The sequence below is a fragment of the Jiella flava genome (genome assembly GCF_017349315.1).
GTDB lineage: Bacteria > Pseudomonadota > Alphaproteobacteria > Rhizobiales > Rhizobiaceae > Jiella > Jiella flava.
Window position 1 is genome coordinate 72,689 of the sequence record NZ_JAFMPP010000015.1, and the last position, 16,282, is coordinate 88,970.

Genomic DNA, 16,282 nt, shown 5'->3' on the forward strand with positions numbered 1-16,282 from the left:
GCTCTTTGTCCGCGATTGTCGCTTGCGCCTGATCGCCGCCGACGAGCGGTTGGGCGGCGGGCCTTCAAACCACAGACAATGCAACGACCGTCGCCCCGGAGGATATGCAAGGGACAGCGGAAAAGGGAGACCCCGCATGAATATCTTCAAATGGCCCCGGCGGTCCGGCGGCGCGGAGCCGATGGCCGAGCCGGACCCGGCGCGGCGGCGGCTGCTGATCGGGTTTGGCGTTGCCACCTGTGCGGTCGCATTCGGCGCACCGTCTTTCATCCGGCCGGCGGAGGCGGCGCTCGGCGAGATGCCGGCGGACGATCTTCTTGCCGCGATCGACAACGACGGGGAGGACGGCGAGGACGGCAGCTACGAGCTCGCCCATTACACCGGCTACCGGCACCGCCATGGGCGGCGTATCCGCCGCCGCCGGCGGCGGTTGCGCCGGCTGCGGCGGGAATGCCGCAATCCGTATTTTCGGCGGAACAATCCGCGGCTGTGCGGCGTGCCGCGCCGGCGGCGCAATCGCCGCGGCTGCGTGCGGATCGGCAATGTGACGGTCTGCGACTGATCGAAGGAGCGGCGCCAGTCAAACGGCGCCACTCAAGCAGCATCGTCAGGCGATGCCAAGGGCGGCGGGGACCGGCACTGTGGTCTCCGCCGCCCTTTTGTTTGTTCTTGACATGTTCTTTGGTGTTGCCTACCGCCGAGGGATGAGGGGACGCGCCAAGCCCGTTTCGGCCGCATTGCGCCGGCGGCGCGGCTGGGCGGGCGTTCTCGGCGGCGCGCGAGGGGCAGGGTCTGATGATCGGCAAGCTGAAGGGAACGGTCGACGAGATCGGCGAGGATCATCTGGTGGTCGACGTGCACGGCGTTGGCTATGTCGCCTATTGCGGCGCGCGGACCTTGGCGGCGATCGGCGGTGTCGGCGAGGCAGTGGTCCTGTTCATCGAGACGGTCGTGCGCGAGGATATGATCCGGCTCTATGGCTTTGCCTCGGCGCCCGAGCGCGACTGGTTCCGCCTGTTGCAGACGGTGCAGGGCGTCGGCTCCAAGGTGGCGCTGGCGGTGATCGGTACGCTGTCTTCCGGCGATCTTGCCAATGCCGTGGCGCTGCAGGACAAGGCGATGGTCGCCCGGGCGCCGGGTGTTGGCCCGAAGGTCGCCGCGCGCATCGTCGCCGAGCTGAAGGACCGCGCGCCGGCGTTTTCCGGCGCCGGGGCCGAGGAGAGTTTCGGCCTCAAGCGCGACATCGGTGGCGGCACCGCATCGGCGCCGATCGCCGATGCGGTCTCGGCGCTCACCAATCTCGGCTATGCCCGCGACCAGGCGGCGAATGCCGTCGCCGCCGCCGTGAAAGAGGCCGGCGAAGGCGCCGACAGCGCGAAGCTGATCCGCCTCGGGTTGAAGGCGCTGAGTCGGTGACGCGCGTATTGAGCTTTCAGGGTCGCCTTACTACTCTGGCTTGGTAAGGAGATGTGGTGATGGGCCATCAATCAAAGCTGACCGCCAAGGGCCAGACGACGATTCCGCTGGAAGTCCGCGAACATCTGAAGCTGAAGCCCGGTGATCGAATCGCTTATGTGCTCGATTCCGACGGCGGCGTGCGGCTCGTTCCGAAGAACCGATCGATCGGCGAGCTTGCCGGGATTCTCGCCAATCCTCGGGCCGGAGCGGGCGCCACCCTCCAGGCGATGGATGATGCGATCGGCGATTATCTCGCCGATGAGGATGAGCGCATCCGCCGGGATCTGGATGATGGACGATCATGAATGCCGTCGATACGAATGTGTTGCTGCGCTATCTCGTCGCCGACGATCCGGAGCAATCGGCCAGGGCGACATCGTTCTTTTCGGCGAGGACCGCTGACGACCCGGCCTTTGTCGGGCTGGTCGTGCTCGTCGAGATGACTTGGGTTCTGAGAAGGCTTTACGGCTTTTCCAGAGCCGAGGTTCATGCGGTCCTGGTGCGGATGGTCGAGACCGAGGGGTTGGTCTTCGAGGACGAGCATGTGGTCGCCGGTCTCATCCATGGCGACGCGGCGTTTCGGGGCGAACTCGCGGACCATTTGATCGCCCATGCCGCCTCGAAAGCCGGCTGCGGGCAAACCTTCACATTCGATGCCCAGGCCGCCAAGCGCGTCGCTGGAATGGAACTGCTGACGTAAGGATGGCATGGGGCTAACGATGATCGACACAGGGCCCGACGGGAAAGAGCAATCGATGGCGCAAACGCGAGGGCGGTCATGAGCGACGCCTCACGCCTGATTTCGCCGGACAAGCGGGGCGAGGACGTCGATGCGACGCTCCGGCCGCAGCGGCTGGACGATTTCGTCGGCCAGGCGGCCGCCAGAGCCAATCTGAAGGTGTTCATCGAGGCCGCCAAGGCGCGGGGCGAGGCGCTCGATCACGTGCTCTTCGTCGGCCCGCCCGGCCTCGGCAAGACGACGCTCGCCCAGATCATGGCCAAGGAACTCGGCGTCAACTTCCGCTCGACGTCCGGCCCGGTCATCGCCAAGGCCGGCGATCTCGCGGCGCTGCTCACCAATCTCGAAGAGCGCGACGTCCTGTTCATCGACGAGATCCATCGCCTCTCGCCCGCTGTCGAAGAGATCCTATATCCGGCGATGGAGGATTTTCAGCTCGATCTGATCATCGGCGAGGGGCCGGCGGCGCGCTCGGTGAAGATCGACCTGTCGAAATTCACCCTGGTCGCGGCGACCACCCGGCTGGGCCTCTTGACGACGCCGCTGCGCGATCGCTTCGGCATTCCGGTGCGGCTGAATTTTTACACCGTCGACGAACTCGAACAGATCGTTGCCCGCGGCGCGCGGCTGATGAGCCTGCCGATGAGCGAGGATGGAGCGAAGGAGATTGCTCGCCGGGCGCGGGGCACGCCGCGCATCGCTGGACGGCTCTTGCGCCGGGTGCGCGACTTCGCCGATGTCGCCGGCGCTGCGATCGTCAACCGCCAGGTGGCTGATGCGGCCTTGTCGCGGCTCGAAGTCGACAGCCTTGGCCTCGACCAGCTCGACCGGCGCTATCTGGAGCTGATCGCGCTGAATTTCGGTGGCGGCCCGGTCGGCATCGAGACTATCGCGGCGGCCCTGTCGGAGCCGCGCGACGCGATCGAGGACATTGTCGAGCCCTATCTCTTGCAGCAGGGCTTCATCCAGCGCACGCCGCGCGGCCGGCTGCTCACCCAGCATGCCTTCCGGCACATGGGATTTGCCGTGCCCGCCACCGTCCAAGGCACCCAGGCGACGCTGTTCGAGGATGACGGCGAAGGCTGAGCAGCCCCGCCGGGCTTGGCCGCCGCCTCGAAGAGGCCGTTGAGCGCGACAGGCGCGTCGAGGGGCGCCGCAAACCCGGCCGGTCTTGGAGCTTGGCCAGTCTCGGAGCCGGGGTGGCCCGGCGATCGGGGGCAAGGCCCGGACCGGACGCGTCAGTTCATGCGGCCGTCGGCGGTCATCTTGCGGCCCATCGCGAGTGTGCGTTCCTGGCGCTGCATGTCGGTGACGCAGGACTGATAGGGCTGAGTGCCGGCTTGATAGCCGAAGCGCGTGCATTCGGCCTCGGCCGATCCCGGCTGCTGGAAGGCGGTTGCCGCGGCGCTGGCGGACGGAGCGGTGTCCGTCGATTCGCAGGCGGACAGAGCGGCGAGGCCGGCGAAGGCCGTCAAGAGCAAGAGTGGTTTCATTGGGAATACCATCACAGTGAACAGGAACGGTCGAACGGGGCGACGTGTCGATTGTCGTCTGTCAGGCCGCAAAACGCCATCTTCTGAAGGGCGACGGTCTGCCCAACGCTTCCTGCCGTGCGCCGCATCGGGGCGTTCGGCGGTCGGCGTCAGGTCAAGACGCGTCGCCCGCAAGACGCGGGCGATTTTGAGACAGAGATAGACCACGGCCGGCGCTTGGAAATCCCACCCGAGAGCGAGCCCATTCCAAGCGCGGCAGGCCGGCCACACTCGGCCCGCATGCGCTCCTCGCCCTTGATCCTGGCGGTGCAGACAGGATGCGAGCACGCAACACCGCTCTGACGCTTGGTTAGCTTTGAACTCGTTCGCCCTTCGGCCGGACGTCTGCCGCCGCGGCCTCGACGGTTGCGAGGCATGCTCCCGAAAGTGCCTCGCGCGCCAATTCGATAAAGTGCGCCGCCTGATTGTGAACGGCCGAGCGCTGGTCATCGGTCCGGCAGGCGCTGAGCACGGCACCGAGACAGTTGATGAAATGCTCGCCGGCGATCATGTCTGCCGCCGCATATTGGCGCAGATGGCCGAAGGCGATGTCGAGATAGTCGGCAAAGCTGCCGGCCTGGATGATGGCTCTCAGCTTGCCGTCTTCGTCGACGATGTAGGGATCGCCGGAATAACGGCCGGCGATCGCCGCCATTGCCGCGGTCAGCCAGTCCATGCAGGTGATCGCGGTGTAAGGATCGTTGACGCCTGGCGAGAGCGCGCGGCCGGCGATCTCGACCAGCTCGTCGAACAGAAAGTTGATGTCCTGGCGAGGACTGCGGCTGTTGCCGGCGGCCAGGCATGCGCGCAGCCGCTCGCCGGTCTCCTCATCCGCCCGCTCGGCCGGCCAGACGTCGAAGAGCTTGAAACCAGGATAGACGAAGACGCCCGGCCGACAGGTAAGGCGCACGATGATCGCGTCGCGCGCCGCCGCAGCGATCAGCGATTCCCGATCGATGATCTGCAGATAGCCGACCCGGTCGCAGGCGATCTGCGCGAAGGGCGCCGTCGCGCCGGCTGTGCCTGTCTCCGCTTCGTCGCCGCGAAAACATGGCGGCACCTGCCACTTCAGCGCCGCCTCCGCCTTGGCATCGCGCGGCTCGTCTTGCGGAAATTCGTCGGCGACCCGGCTGAGAAGATTTTGGCCGATGCCCGCAATCACGTTGGAGATGTGGATGTTCGAAGGGACGTGATGGATGAAGTAGATCAAGACGCCGATCGAGCCGATGGCGAGGATGATCGCGCCGAAGATCGCGAGATTGGGGACGAACATGTCGCCGAAGCCGCTATCGGCCCCGCCGTCGCGCACGCTGCGCAGGACCAGCATCGAATAGACGAAGGTCGCGACGAAGACGCCGAGGGTCACCTGGTTGCCGCGATCGTTCATGAAGTTGGTCAAAAGCCGCGGGCCGAAGCTGCCCGATGCGAAGACGACAGCGGCCATTGTCACCGAGAACACCGTGCCGGCAACGCCGATCATCGAGCCGCCGATGGCGCTGAGGATGGCGCGGGCGCCGTCCGGCTGGGTGGCATAGAGGAACGGGCTGGCGCCGAAGGCGTCGGGTTTGACCAGGCTGTCGAACGTGATCAGCAGGAAGGCGAGCAGCGAGGCCGCGACCGCCATGATCGAGGGGATGAACCAGTAGCTGCCCAGCACACGCTCGTAATATTGCAGGATCAGTGCACGCATCGGGCCTCCTCGATCGTCGCCGCAGGCTGGCGGGGGCCTCGGGGAATCGGATCAAATATGGGACGCAGCGTCAATCGCCAGAGCCCCTCCGTCGTTTCCTCACCCGCATGGCGATCGAGACCGACGGCTCTCGACATCGGCGCAGGTCTTGCCCCAGAACGGGCGAGCTGTTACCGCCCGCCGCTTCATGTCGCGCCTTGTGGCCGGTCCGGCCGCGGGCGCCGCAATGGCGCGGCCGCGAGGGCACAACGGCGCGACTGCAATGCGAACGAATGAGACGCCGCCGATGACGACCACCGACCTTGCCGGAACGCTCGACGGCGACGGCCACCGCCTCGACGTTCGGGTTTATTTCGAGGACACCGACTTTTCCGGTGTCGTCTACCACGCCCGCTATCTGCATTTTCTCGAGCGCGGCCGCTCGGACTTCCTGCGGCTGAAGGGCATCGGCCATCGCGAATTGATGGACGGGGCGTTCGGCGCGCCGATGGCGTTTGCCGTGCGGCGGATGGAGATCGACTATCTGCGCCCGGCGCGGATCGACGATATCTTGACCGTCATCACCCGCACCCGCCAGCTCGGCGGCGCACGGGTGCTGCTCGATCAGACCATTCGTCGCGGCGACGACATTTTGATCGAGGCAAATGTGAAGATCGCGGTGATTTCGCTCGACGGCAAGCCGATGCGCATGCCGAAAAAGGTGCTGGAGGTGCTAGCGCCCGGCCTGGGAGTCGGCTGACGGCGCTCCGCTTCAAAGGCCTTTCGAAGGGGAGCGTTTCAGGCCCTCTTTGTCCGAACGATCCGCCCAACATAGCCCGCTTGCGCGCCCGGCCCCGGTTCGATCGGGACGGTCAGCGGTGCGGGGCCAAATTTTCGGTCCCGTCAAATCTCGTAACCGCTTGTTAACCATGATCGGTTCACAACGGAAAACGGCGGATTCGAGACAAATTCGCCATGCTTTCACCGGAATCGCTTGTGAAAGCGAAGCAGGCGGTACGATTTGCGGGGATCTGGACGATCTTGACCGGGCACGCCGTCAAGCCGGACACCGTTCGAGCCCGGGGGAGGGGCATGGACGCGACGATCCGAGCGACACACGGCCGGGGCTGCCGAGCGCAAGCGATGCGGTGAAAACAAGCAAGCCGGAGGAAACCTGCGGTTTCCGGTCCGGCGATTGGTATGTTCGAGGGGCTTGGTCTGAACATGGATGGGCAAATCGCTCAAAGTGCGCTGTCGGCGGCGGGTTCGGTCTCGCTGTGGGATCTGTTCTGGCAGGCCGGCTTCGTCGTCAAACTGGTCATGATGGGGCTGCTCCTCGCGTCGATCTGGTCCTGGGCGATCATTATCGACAAGGTGATGCGCTATGGCGCGTTCCGCCGGCAGCTGAACAAATTCGAGAGTCACTTCTGGTCCGGCCAGTCGCTGGAGGAACTCTATCATTCGCTGTCGGAGCGGCGCACGAGTGGTATGGGCGCGCTTTTCGTCGCGGCGATGCGTGAGTGGAAGAAGTCCTTCGAAAAGGGCGCCCGCTCGCCGATCGGCCTGCAGCAGCGGATCGAGAAAGCGATGGATGTCACGCTTGCTCGAGAGATGGACAGTCTGGAGTCGCGGCTCGGCTTCCTGGCGACGGTCGGCTCGGCCGCGCCCTTTGTCGGGCTGTTCGGCACGGTGGTCGGCATCATGACCTCGTTCCAGGCGATCGCCGGCTCGCAGCAGACCAGTCTTGCGGTCGTGGCGCCGGGGATCGCCGAAGCACTGCTCGCCACGGCGATCGGCCTCGTCGCGGCCATTCCCGCGGTCGTCGCCTACAACAAGCTGTCGTCGGACGCCGGCAAGCTCGGCATGCGGCTCGAGGCCTTTGCCGATGAGTTCTCGGCGATCTTGTCGCGGCAGATCGACGAAAAACTGACGCAGCGCTGAAACGCGCGGCGGCTTGCGGCCGCTGCAGGATGTGAAGAGAGGGTCGGGCGATGGGAATGTCGACGGGCAGAGCCGGTGCCAGGCATACGCGGCGCGGCCGCTCGCGCCGCGCGCCGATGAGCGAGATTAACGTCACGCCGATGGTCGACGTGATGCTCGTTCTGTTGATCATCTTCATGGTGGCCGCGCCGATGCTGACGGTCGGCGTGCCGATCGAGCTGCCGAAGACCCAGGCCAAGGCGCTGAATGCCGAAACCCAGCCGATCACCATTTCAGTCAATTCCAAGGGCGAGGTCTACATCAACGAAACCGAAATCGCGGTGAACGAGGTGGTGGACAAGCTCAAGCAGATCGCCAAGACCGGCTATCAGGAGCGGATCTTCGTCAAGGGGGACAAGTCCGCCGATTATGGCACGGTGATGCAGGTCATGGGGCGGATCAGCGCCGCTGGCTTCAAGAATATCGGCCTCGTCACCGATCAAGATCCCAACGCCTGAGCCGCGCGAACCCTGTCATGAGATCCGGTCTCGTCGTTTCCTCCATTCTGCATGCCGTGGTCCTCACCTGGGGACTGTGGGCCTTGAGCGCGCCCGAGCCGCTCAAGAGCGCAGCCGTGGATTCGCTGCCGGTCGATCTGGTGCCGATCGAGGAATATTCCCAGTCGATGGTCGGCAAGAAGGATGCGCCTAAGAGCAAGACGCCGGCGCCGCTGCCGACCAAGAAGCCGGCCGAGAAGGAGCCGGCGCAGAACGTCGGCGACAATTCGACGGATCTGCAGTCGCCCCCCACCCCGACGGAGCGTCCGAAGGCAACCGAAGAGGCGGCGCCGCCGGCGGCCTCCGAGCCGCCGCCGCCGCAGCCCAAGGTGCAGCCGAAGGCCGAAGCGGTGCCGACGCCGAGCCCCGAGCCGACGCCGCAGCCGAAGGCCGCGCCAGCCAAGACGGCACCGCCGAAAGCTTCGCCCCGGCAGGTAACGCCCGATCCGGTGGAGGCGGCGATCGCCTCGGCCGACGCGCAGCCGCAACCACGACCGCAGCCCGAGGATAAGCCGTCCGAGCCGCAGGTCGCGGGGCTGCCGGAGAGCGGTCCGGTGCCGACCGCGCGCCCGACACCGCCGACGCCGGAGCGCAGCGAGGCCAAGGATCGGCCTGACAAGCCAATCGAAAAGCCGGCTCAAAAAGCACCCGACAAGAGCGACTTCGATCCGAACAAGATCGCGGCCCTGATCAACAAGGAGAAGTCGGCCGGCGGCGGCGCCAAGCGCTCGCAGCAACAGGCCTCCCTCGGCGGCGAGCGTCGCACCGGTAACAAGCTCTCGCAGAGCGAACTCGACGCGCTGCGTGGTCAGGTCAGCCGCTGCTGGTCGCCGCCGGCGGGCGTGTCCGATGCCGGATCGCTGCGGGTGACGATCCGCATGCGTCTCGATCCGAGCGGCGGGCTGGAAGGCCGGCCGGAGCTGGTCGACGGCGGCAACGGCTCGCCTATGGAGCGGGCCGCCGGCGAGGCGGCGCTGCGGGCGGTCATGCGCTGCGCGCCCTACAACCTGCCGGCCGACAAATACGACACCTGGTCGGAAGTGATTTTGAATTTCGACCCCAGTCAGATGCTTTGAGGACGACGTCGAAGGCGATCTGCCATCAAATCTCCTGAAAATGACCTATCAAGAACGCGTCATGCCGAACGATCGCCGCGGCAGGCGCGGCGATTGCAAAGACCAGACCGGTCGCGACGACGAAACGGCGTCCGCCGTCCTGCCGGACCGGAAGCGTAATGGAATATTCGGCCGGGCCGCTCACGGGGATGGCGGAGCGCGGTAAGCCGCAATGGAAGAGGGGAAAGTCCGCTCATGTCTAATCTTATCGGGCGCCTGTGCGCAGCGATCCTCACACTCGCTTGCGTGTTTGCCGTCGTGACGCCCGCTTCGGCGGTCGTCGAACTCGACATCACCCAAGGCAACGTCCAGCCCCTGCCGATCGCCATCGCCGACTTCCAGTCCGGCGACGGCATGGGCAAGAAGATCTCCGACGTCGTCAGCGCCGATCTGAAGCGCTCCGGGCTGTTCGCCCCGATCGATCAGGCGGCCTTCATCCAGAAAGGCCTCGGCCCGGACGTCACGCCGAGCTTCAAGGACTGGACGGTGATCAACGCCCAGGCGCTGGTGGTCGGCCGCGTCTCGCCCGAGGCGGACGGCCGGCTCAGGGTCGAGTTCCGGCTGTGGGACACCTTCGCCGGCCAGCAGCTCGACGGCCAGCAGTTCTATACCAATCCGGAGAACTGGCGGCGGGTCGCCCACATCATCGCCGACGCGATCTATCAGCGGGTCACCGGCGAGAAGGGCTATTTCGACACCCATATCGTCTTCGTCGCCGAGAGCGGCAGCAAGCAGGACCGGGTCAAGCGTCTCGCCATCATGGATCAGGACGGCGCCAATGTGCGCTATCTGACCGACGGCCGCGACCTCGTCCTGACGCCGCGCTTTTCGCCGAACCGACAGGAAATCACCTACATGTCCTTCGGCAAGGAGGGGCCGCGAGTCTATCTGTTGCAGCTGGAGACCGGCCAGCGCGAGATCGTCGGCAACTTTCCGGGCATGACCTTCGCGCCGCGCTTTTCGCCGGATGGCCAGAAGGTGATCATGAGCCTGCAGCAGGAGGGCAACGCCAACATCTATGCGATGGACCTGCGCTCGCGGGCGACCACCCGGCTGACCTCGACCAATGCCATCGACACGTCGCCCTCCTATTCGCCGGACGGCACGCGCATCGTCTTTGAATCCGATCGCGGCGGTCGTCAGCAGCTCTATACGATGAATGCCGACGGCTCGAACCAGCAGCGCATCTCCTTCGGCGAGGGATCCTATTCGACGCCGGTGTGGTCGCCGCGCGGCGATCTGATCGCCTTCACCAAGCAGACCGGCGGCCAGTTCCAGATCGGCGTGATGCGGCCGGACGGCTCGGGCGAGCGCATCCTGACCTCGGGCTTCCATAATGAGGGGCCGACCTGGGCGCCGAACGGCCGCGTGCTGATGTTCTTCCGCGACCAGAAGGGCGGCGGCGGGCCGCATCTCTATTCGATTGATCTGACCGGCTACAACGATCAGGAGGTGCCGACTCCGGGTTACGCCTCCGATCCGGCCTGGTCGCCGCTGCTCGAATAGGCTGTGGCAGGGGACACCAGCCTGACACAAGTTTCGGACCATAGATCATTTGGCTGTTGCCTCCTGGCATCAGCTTTGGGTGAAAACCGGTTCGGGCCTGATTTCTTCGGCTGTTGTGCGGGCTTCGCCCCATCGCCGCCGCGGCGGCCGGAGAGAATTGGATTTTACCGACCGTTAAGCTTGCGCATGGTAAGACGACGGTAACGAAACTTCCTTGGATTTGAAGGAGTTCACCATGCTAAGCATGGTCTGTGAAGGCAAAGGCCGCATCGCTTTCGCGCTGTGCGCCGCTCTGTTGATCGCTGGTTGCGCGAGCAAGAAGGACGCGCTGCCCGACAGCGCCGCCGGTCTCGGTTTGGGAGGCGCCAACGGCATGAATGGCGGCGCCGCCACGCCGGGTTCCAGCCAGGATTTCACGGTCAATGTCGGCGACCGGGTGTTCTTCGACACCGACTCGTCGTCGCTGAGCCCGAAGGCTCAGCAGACCTTGCAGCGTCAGGCGCAGTGGCTGAACCAGTATCCGCAGTATCAGATCACCGTCGAAGGCCATGCGGACGAGCGCGGCACCCGCGAGTACAACCTCGCGCTCGGCGCTCGCCGCGCGGCGGCCACCCGCGATTATCTCGCCTCGCTCGGCGTCGCGGCCAACCGCATGCGGACCATCTCCTACGGCAAGGAGCGACCGGTCGCCGTCTGCGATGATATCTCCTGCTGGTCGCAGAACCGCCGCGCCGTCACGGTGCTTCGCGGCGCCGGCAGCTAAGGTGACGGTCTTGGGCGAGGCGTTGCCTCGCCCATTCGATCCGCCCGCGCCGTCTCCCGGCGATGTCGCCGAGGAGCATGATGGCGAAACGCTGGATGACGTTTCGGATCCCATCCTGCGGCAAAACAAAGACGTTGAGCGCAATGGCGGTTCCGCTTTATCGCATCCCGCTCGAACGCCCATCGTCTTTTTCAAAAGACGTGGACGATCAGAAAAGCGTCAAATTTTGGCCGAAGTCGCTCGTTCCAAGCTTTTTCCGATTGACCGCGCCGTGATGCGCTATGCCTGTTTCGGGTGAGCTGGTAACGTTTTGAGTGGCGCCCGTCGGACTCGGCGGGGCTGGCGCCGCATGTGGCTCGCGCGAAGGCCGCATGTGGCTCGCGCGAAGGAAAGAGACGTGACCAAGGTGACAATTTCTCCGCGCCGCCTCGTGGCGGCCGTTGCCGTGCTGGCCAGCCTGACGCCCTCGGCCGCGTCGGCCTTCGGTCTTTCCGGCATCTTCGATAATGCCGCCGGAACCCGCGTGCCGACTGCGGACACTGCGCCGCTCTATGGCCGTGCCCAGGACAACGCGCCGCGCCGCGCGCCGGTCCAGCTTGCCCAGGCCGGTGACGCGCTGGTGCGTCTCAACCAGCTTGAGGACGAAGTCCGCCAGCTTAACGGCAAGGTCGAGGACCTGCGCTTCCAACTCCTCCAGGCGGAGGAGAACATGCGCAAATATCGCGAGGATACCGAGTTCCGCTTCCAGCAGCTCGAAGGCGGCGGCGGCAAGACGCCGGCCGCTTCGTCGGGCGGCGATGGCCGCCGCGGCGATGCCGGCACGGCGGGTGCGACGGACGGCTCGGCGACCGCCTCGAACGGCGCTGGCGACGACGGTATCGGCAAGCTCCTGCAGAACGGCATCGATACCTCGTCGATCGGCGGCCAAGCTTCGGGCTCAGCATCGGCCGACGGCGGCTCGGCCAAGCAGCGCTCCGACACCGTCGCCAACATCGATCCGAAGGGCCAGAGCGAGATGTACGATCTCGCCTACAACTATCTGCTCGCCGGCGACTATGCCCGGGCCGAACAGTCCTTCCGGCAGTATTCGCAGACCTATCCGAACGCCAAGGATGCGCCCGATGCCGATTATTGGCTCGGCGAGAGCCTCTATCAGCAGCAGAAATATGCCGATGCCGCCGAGGTTTTTCTCGACGCGCAGAAGTCGCATCCGAACAGTGCCAAGGCGCCGGAGATGATGTTGAAGCTCGGCATGTCGCTTGCCAAGCTGAAGAATCGCGACACCGCCTGCGTGACCTATAAGGAAGTGGCGCGGCGCTATCCGAATATGAGCGTCAACGTCAAGCGCAAGCTGAAGGACGAAGAGTCGGCGGCAAGCTGCTGACGACCTGACGGGGAGGCTGCGATCGACGCCGATCCGGGTCAAGCGCCCGCGTTTCGTTCCGTTGCCGATCTCGTCCACGCCTTCTCGGCGCTGCTGACGATGGCTCGGGTCTCCTCAGGATCGTCCGCCGGCATCGTGCTGGCGGTGTCCGGCGGCCCGGATTCCCTGGCGCTGATGCGTGTTGCCGACATCTATCGCCGCCATGTGGGGGCATGCGCGCCGGCCATCGCGATTGCGACCGTCGACCACCATCTTCGTCCCGAATCGACAAATGAGGCAGCGTTCGTCGCGGCCTTGGCGGCGCGGTGGGGCTTTCATCACACGACGCTGCACTGGCAGGGCTTCGACGGCGCCGGCAATCTCTCCGCCAAGGCCCGCGAGGCGCGCTACGCGTTGTTGCGCGACCATGCGCGAATCCACGGGGCAGGGTTAATCCTGACCGCTCATCATCGCGGCGACGACATCGAGACCCATGGCCTCGCGGTCGCGCGCGGCGCCGGCCTCGGCGGCCGCGCCGGCATGCGGGCGCTGCGCTGGCTGGCGCCCGACATCGGCTTGGGCCGGCCGTTTCTCGCCTTCGAAAAAAGCGCGCTCGCCGCCGTCGTTGCCGCCGCCGGCCTTCAGCCGATCGACGATCCGACCAATCGCGACCTTCGCTACGACCGCGCCAGGATCCGCCAGAGACTGGCTCAGGATCCGGCCCGGCGCGCAGCGCTCGCCCGGCGGCTGTCACGCAGCAAAGCTGCGCGCGAGCGGGGGGAGGCGGCGCTTGCCGCGTTGCTGCGCTCGCTCGAGGCGGACGGCCGACTGCGCTACGAGACCGACGGCGCCATCACCCTCGATCGAACGGTGCTGAGCACGCTGTCGCGCCGCTGCGCCGCGCATCTTATCTCACGGGCGATCGTCGCAGCCGCGGGAGGTGACACGCCGCCGGCCGGACCGGCCGTTGCCGCGATCCTCGATTGGCTGCTTGCGGGCAATCCGACGCCGCTGCAGCGTTCGCTCGGTGGCGCGCTTTTGGCCTGCGATAACGGCCGGTTGACGCTGATGCGCGAGTTCGGCCGATCGGGAATTCCACCGGTTTTTCTTGCGACTTCGGTGCCGCTTGGCGCTGGCGCAAGGATTGCCGCAATGGAAGACTGTGATTTGCGCGGGTCCGTTGCGCCCGATCAGACGAAGTTGCAAGGCCGCGTTCTGCCGATGGCCTGGCCGGTCTCGTTCGATGGCCGTTTCGTCGTCGATGTCGGACCGTGGCGGACACATGCCGGTGCGCGGATTGTCGCACTCGGCAGCCTTAAACGCGGCAATGCGCGCGACCGTTGTCGGCCGGTCGTCATCGACGCGGCGGGCACGCCGCTGGCGGCCGAAGCGCTGATCGCGCGGCGACTCGGGCTGAAGGCCGCCCCCCTTGTCATGCGGTCGCTGACACGACATCTTCTGCTGCGGGATCTGCCCGTATGACGGGTGCTAACCCCTCCGTCACCATGATCGCAGCGACAGGGCGCTTTTTGCCTCAAATTCGGGCGAATGTGTTGGCAAGAGGGCTCACAACACCTATCTTTGCTCCGCACCTTTGCGGTCGACTTCGCCGATTCAGGACGAGTGATGAACCAGAACTTTCGAAACTTTGCGCTGTGGGCGATTATTGCGCTGCTGTTGATCGCGCTGTTCCAGCTCTTTTCGAACGGCACCCATAACGGCAACGCGCGCGAGGTTCCGTATTCGGTCTTCCTGTCGGATGTCGATAGCGGCCGGGTTCAGGCTGTCACCATTCAGGGGCAACGCATCACCGGAAAGTACACCGACAGCTCGACCGCGTTCCAGACCTACGCGCCGGAAGATCCGCAACTCGTCTCGCGGCTCGAGGGCAAGAACGTCCAGATCAACGCCAGCCCGCCGGGCGACACCAACAACCCGATCTGGTCGATGCTGATGTCCTTCGGTCCGATCCTCCTCATTCTCGCAGTCTGGATTTTCCTGATGCGGCAAATGCAGGGCGGGGCCGGCGGCAAGGCGATGGGCTTCGGCAAATCCAAGGCCAAGCTTTTGACCGAGGCGCATGGCCGCGTGACCTTCTCCGACGTTGCCGGTGTCGACGAGGCCAAGGAGGATCTGGAAGAGATCGTCGAGTTCCTGCGCGAGCCGCAGAAGTTCCAGCGGCTCGGCGGCAAGATCCCGCGTGGCGTACTGCTCGTCGGCCCTCCGGGCACCGGCAAGACGCTGCTCGCCCGCTCGGTCGCCGGCGAAGCCAATGTGCCGTTCTTTACCATCTCCGGTTCGGACTTCGTCGAGATGTTCGTCGGCGTCGGCGCCAGCCGTGTGCGCGACATGTTCGAGCAGGCCAAGAAGAATGCACCCTGCATCATCTTCATCGATGAGATCGATGCCGTCGGCCGGCATCGTGGCGCGGGCCTTGGTGGCGGGAACGACGAGCGTGAGCAGACCCTGAACCAGTTGCTCGTCGAGATGGACGGCTTTGAGGCCAATGAAGGCATCATCCTGATCGCCGCGACCAACCGGCCAGACGTGCTCGACCCCGCACTGCTGCGCCCGGGCCGCTTCGACCGCCAGGTGGTGGTGCCGAATCCGGACTTCACCGGCCGCGAGAAGATCCTCAAGGTCCATGTGCGCAATGTGCCGTTGGCGCCGAATGTCGATCTGAAAACGATCGCGCGCGGCACGCCGGGCTTTTCCGGCGCCGATCTCGCCAACCTCGTCAACGAGGCGGCGCTGATGGCGGCGCGGCGCTCCAAGCGTCTCGTGACGATGCTCGAATTCGAGGACGCCAAGGACAAGGTCATGATGGGCGCCGAGCGCCGGTCGATGGCCATGACCGAGGAAGAGAAGAAGCTGACCGCCTATCACGAGGCCGGCCATGCGCTCGTCGGTATCCACGAGCCGTTCAACGATCCGCTGCATAAGGTCACGATCATTCCGCGCGGCCGGGCTCTCGGCGTGACCATGAACCTGCCCGAGCGCGATCGCTACGGCATGCGCAAGAACGAGATGGAAGCCCGTCTGGCGATGATCTTCGGCGGCCGCGCGGCCGAAGAGATCATCTATGGCGAGGAAAACGTCACAACGGGCGCTTCCAACGACATTCAGCAAGCGACCAATATGTCGCGCGCCATGGTCATGGAATACGGCATGAGCGACAAGCTCGGCCGCCTGCGTTACAAGGAGAACCAGGACGAGGTTTTCCTCGGCCATTCGGTCTCCCGCCAGCAGCACATGTCTGAAGAGACCGCCCAACTGATCGACTCGGAGGTTCGCCAGATCGTCGAGACTGCCGAGAATAAGGCGCGCAGGATCCTCACCGAGCATATCGATGAGCTGCATCTTCTGGCCAAGGCACTGCTCGAATACGAGACGCTGTCGGGCGACGAGGTGCACGATCTTCTGGCCGGCCGGCCGCTCAATCGCGACATGGGCGACGACACCCCGCCCTCGCGCGGCTCGGCGGTACCGAAGGCCGGCAGCCAGCGCCCGGCCCGCGGCGACGGCCTCGAGCCGCAGCCGACGTAACGAAGCGACGCAAGACGTGAATGCGCAAAAGGCGGCCCTCGGGTCGCCTTTTCGCATGAAGAATGGCTTAACCCTGTCGGTAAGTCGTTTAGCCGGATCGCAAGTCATCCGAAA

General features: G+C 65.4%; 17 protein-coding genes. 15 read left to right on the forward strand and 2 right to left on the reverse strand.

Translation table 11 applies throughout. The features are described from left to right. Nucleotides 1–136 precede the first annotated feature (136 nt). The 5 genes from J1C48_RS15775 (at nucleotide 137) to ruvB (ending at nucleotide 3,283) form a co-directional block, all read left to right on the forward strand. Nucleotides 137–562, forward strand: a complete 426-nt coding sequence (locus tag J1C48_RS15775; RefSeq protein ID WP_207258958.1) for a hypothetical protein — start codon at nucleotides 137–139, stop codon at nucleotides 560–562. A 233-nt stretch (nucleotides 563–795) separates the two neighbouring features. Continuing rightward, nucleotides 796–1,416, forward strand: a complete 621-nt coding sequence (ruvA, locus tag J1C48_RS15780; RefSeq protein ID WP_207258959.1) for a Holliday junction branch migration protein RuvA — start codon at nucleotides 796–798, stop codon at nucleotides 1,414–1,416. 59 nt (nucleotides 1,417–1,475) lie between these two features. Continuing rightward, nucleotides 1,476–1,763 carry an AbrB/MazE/SpoVT family DNA-binding domain-containing protein gene (locus tag J1C48_RS15785; protein WP_207258960.1) on the forward strand — a complete coding sequence of 96 codons (288 nt, stop codon included), beginning with the start codon at nucleotides 1,476–1,478 and terminating at the stop codon, nucleotides 1,761–1,763. Continuing rightward, nucleotides 1,760–2,158, forward strand: coding sequence for a type II toxin-antitoxin system VapC family toxin (locus J1C48_RS15790; RefSeq protein ID WP_207258961.1), 399 nt, complete (start codon nucleotides 1,760–1,762; stop codon nucleotides 2,156–2,158). The genes J1C48_RS15785 and J1C48_RS15790 overlap by 4 nt, the downstream gene beginning before the upstream one ends. 78 nt (nucleotides 2,159–2,236) lie before the next feature. Continuing rightward, nucleotides 2,237–3,283, forward strand: a complete 1,047-nt coding sequence (gene ruvB / locus J1C48_RS15795) for a Holliday junction branch migration DNA helicase RuvB (protein ID WP_207258962.1) — start codon at nucleotides 2,237–2,239, stop codon at nucleotides 3,281–3,283. A 152-nt stretch (nucleotides 3,284–3,435) separates the two neighbouring features. Here the strand turns inward: ruvB and J1C48_RS15800 are convergent, their stop codons facing one another. Together J1C48_RS15800 and J1C48_RS15805 are read right to left on the reverse strand one after the other, a co-directional pair. Further along, a complete protein-coding gene (locus J1C48_RS15800; RefSeq protein WP_207258963.1) occupies nucleotides 3,436–3,690 on the reverse strand; it encodes a hypothetical protein in 255 nt (84 codons plus the stop codon). 349 nt (nucleotides 3,691–4,039) lie between these two features. Next, on the reverse strand, nucleotides 4,040–5,419 hold the full coding sequence (locus J1C48_RS15805) for a DUF2254 domain-containing protein (RefSeq protein ID WP_207258964.1): 1,380 nt from the start codon (nucleotides 5,417–5,419) through the stop codon (nucleotides 4,040–4,042). Between the two features lie 286 nt (nucleotides 5,420–5,705). On the opposite strand from J1C48_RS15805, the gene ybgC reads away from it, so the two are divergent. The 10 genes from ybgC to ftsH all read left to right on the forward strand — a co-directional run bounded on the left by ybgC (nucleotide 5,706) and on the right by ftsH (nucleotide 16,168). Continuing rightward, a complete protein-coding gene (gene ybgC, locus J1C48_RS15810) occupies nucleotides 5,706–6,158 on the forward strand; it encodes a tol-pal system-associated acyl-CoA thioesterase (protein ID WP_207258965.1) in 453 nt (150 codons plus the stop codon). A 476-nt stretch (nucleotides 6,159–6,634) separates the two neighbouring features. After that, nucleotides 6,635–7,339, forward strand: coding sequence for a protein TolQ (gene tolQ / locus J1C48_RS15815; protein WP_207259004.1), 705 nt, complete (start codon nucleotides 6,635–6,637; stop codon nucleotides 7,337–7,339). Nucleotides 7,340–7,389: 50 nt separating this feature from the next. Continuing rightward, nucleotides 7,390–7,836: a protein TolR gene (gene tolR, locus J1C48_RS15820; protein WP_207258966.1), complete on the forward strand. Its 447-nt coding sequence runs from the start codon at nucleotides 7,390–7,392 to the stop codon at nucleotides 7,834–7,836. A gap of 17 nt (nucleotides 7,837–7,853) precedes the next feature. Next, nucleotides 7,854–8,951 carry a cell envelope integrity TolA family protein gene (locus J1C48_RS15825; RefSeq protein WP_207258967.1) on the forward strand — a complete coding sequence of 366 codons (1,098 nt, stop codon included), beginning with the start codon at nucleotides 7,854–7,856 and terminating at the stop codon, nucleotides 8,949–8,951. Between the two features lie 234 nt (nucleotides 8,952–9,185). Next, nucleotides 9,186–10,496, forward strand: a complete 1,311-nt coding sequence (gene tolB / locus J1C48_RS15830; RefSeq protein ID WP_207258968.1) for a Tol-Pal system beta propeller repeat protein TolB — start codon at nucleotides 9,186–9,188, stop codon at nucleotides 10,494–10,496. A 235-nt stretch (nucleotides 10,497–10,731) separates the two neighbouring features. After that, nucleotides 10,732–11,259 (forward strand): peptidoglycan-associated lipoprotein Pal, encoded by a 528-nt coding sequence (pal, locus tag J1C48_RS15835; RefSeq protein WP_207258969.1) that lies wholly within the window; start codon nucleotides 10,732–10,734, stop codon nucleotides 11,257–11,259. 10 nt (nucleotides 11,260–11,269) lie between these two features. Then, nucleotides 11,270–11,557, forward strand: coding sequence for a hypothetical protein (locus J1C48_RS15840; RefSeq protein WP_207258970.1), 288 nt, complete (start codon nucleotides 11,270–11,272; stop codon nucleotides 11,555–11,557). Nucleotides 11,558–11,656: 99 nt separating this feature from the next. Continuing rightward, nucleotides 11,657–12,643 (forward strand): tol-pal system protein YbgF, encoded by a 987-nt coding sequence (gene ybgF, locus J1C48_RS19185; protein ID WP_207258971.1) that lies wholly within the window; start codon nucleotides 11,657–11,659, stop codon nucleotides 12,641–12,643. A gap of 99 nt (nucleotides 12,644–12,742) precedes the next feature. Beyond that, nucleotides 12,743–14,104: a tRNA lysidine(34) synthetase TilS gene (gene tilS / locus J1C48_RS15850; RefSeq protein ID WP_207258972.1), complete on the forward strand. Its 1,362-nt coding sequence runs from the start codon at nucleotides 12,743–12,745 to the stop codon at nucleotides 14,102–14,104. Nucleotides 14,105–14,248: 144 nt separating this feature from the next. After that, nucleotides 14,249–16,168 carry an ATP-dependent zinc metalloprotease FtsH gene (gene ftsH / locus J1C48_RS15855; protein WP_207258973.1) on the forward strand — a complete coding sequence of 640 codons (1,920 nt, stop codon included), beginning with the start codon at nucleotides 14,249–14,251 and terminating at the stop codon, nucleotides 16,166–16,168. Nucleotides 16,169–16,282 lie beyond the last annotated feature (114 nt).

What these genes read in the sequence shown, in the direction of transcription:
- J1C48_RS15775 (WP_207258958.1), top strand. Translation starts at nt 137, where the DNA reads ATGAATATCTTCAAATGGCCCCGGCGGTCCGGCGGCGCGGAGCCGATG.
- J1C48_RS15785 (WP_207258960.1), top strand. Translation starts at nt 1,476, where the DNA reads ATGGGCCATCAATCAAAGCTGACCGCCAAGGGCCAGACGACGATTCCG.
- ybgC (WP_207258965.1), top strand. Translation starts at nt 5,706, where the DNA reads ATGACGACCACCGACCTTGCCGGAACGCTCGACGGCGACGGCCACCGC.
- tolB (WP_207258968.1), top strand. Translation starts at nt 9,186, where the DNA reads ATGTCTAATCTTATCGGGCGCCTGTGCGCAGCGATCCTCACACTCGCT.
- tilS (WP_207258972.1), top strand. Translation starts at nt 12,743, where the DNA reads ATGGCTCGGGTCTCCTCAGGATCGTCCGCCGGCATCGTGCTGGCGGTG.
- J1C48_RS15825 (WP_207258967.1), top strand. Translation starts at nt 7,854, where the DNA reads ATGAGATCCGGTCTCGTCGTTTCCTCCATTCTGCATGCCGTGGTCCTC.
- J1C48_RS15790 (WP_207258961.1), top strand. Translation starts at nt 1,760, where the DNA reads ATGAATGCCGTCGATACGAATGTGTTGCTGCGCTATCTCGTCGCCGAC.
- ruvB (WP_207258962.1), top strand. Translation starts at nt 2,237, where the DNA reads ATGAGCGACGCCTCACGCCTGATTTCGCCGGACAAGCGGGGCGAGGAC.
- tolR (WP_207258966.1), top strand. Translation starts at nt 7,390, where the DNA reads ATGGGAATGTCGACGGGCAGAGCCGGTGCCAGGCATACGCGGCGCGGC.
- J1C48_RS15805 (WP_207258964.1), bottom strand. Translation starts at nt 5,419, where the DNA reads ATGCGTGCACTGATCCTGCAATATTACGAGCGTGTGCTGGGCAGCTAC.
- J1C48_RS15800 (WP_207258963.1), bottom strand. Translation starts at nt 3,690, where the DNA reads ATGAAACCACTCTTGCTCTTGACGGCCTTCGCCGGCCTCGCCGCTCTG.
- ftsH (WP_207258973.1), top strand. Translation starts at nt 14,249, where the DNA reads ATGAACCAGAACTTTCGAAACTTTGCGCTGTGGGCGATTATTGCGCTG.
- pal (WP_207258969.1), top strand. Translation starts at nt 10,732, where the DNA reads ATGCTAAGCATGGTCTGTGAAGGCAAAGGCCGCATCGCTTTCGCGCTG.
- ruvA (WP_207258959.1), top strand. Translation starts at nt 796, where the DNA reads ATGATCGGCAAGCTGAAGGGAACGGTCGACGAGATCGGCGAGGATCAT.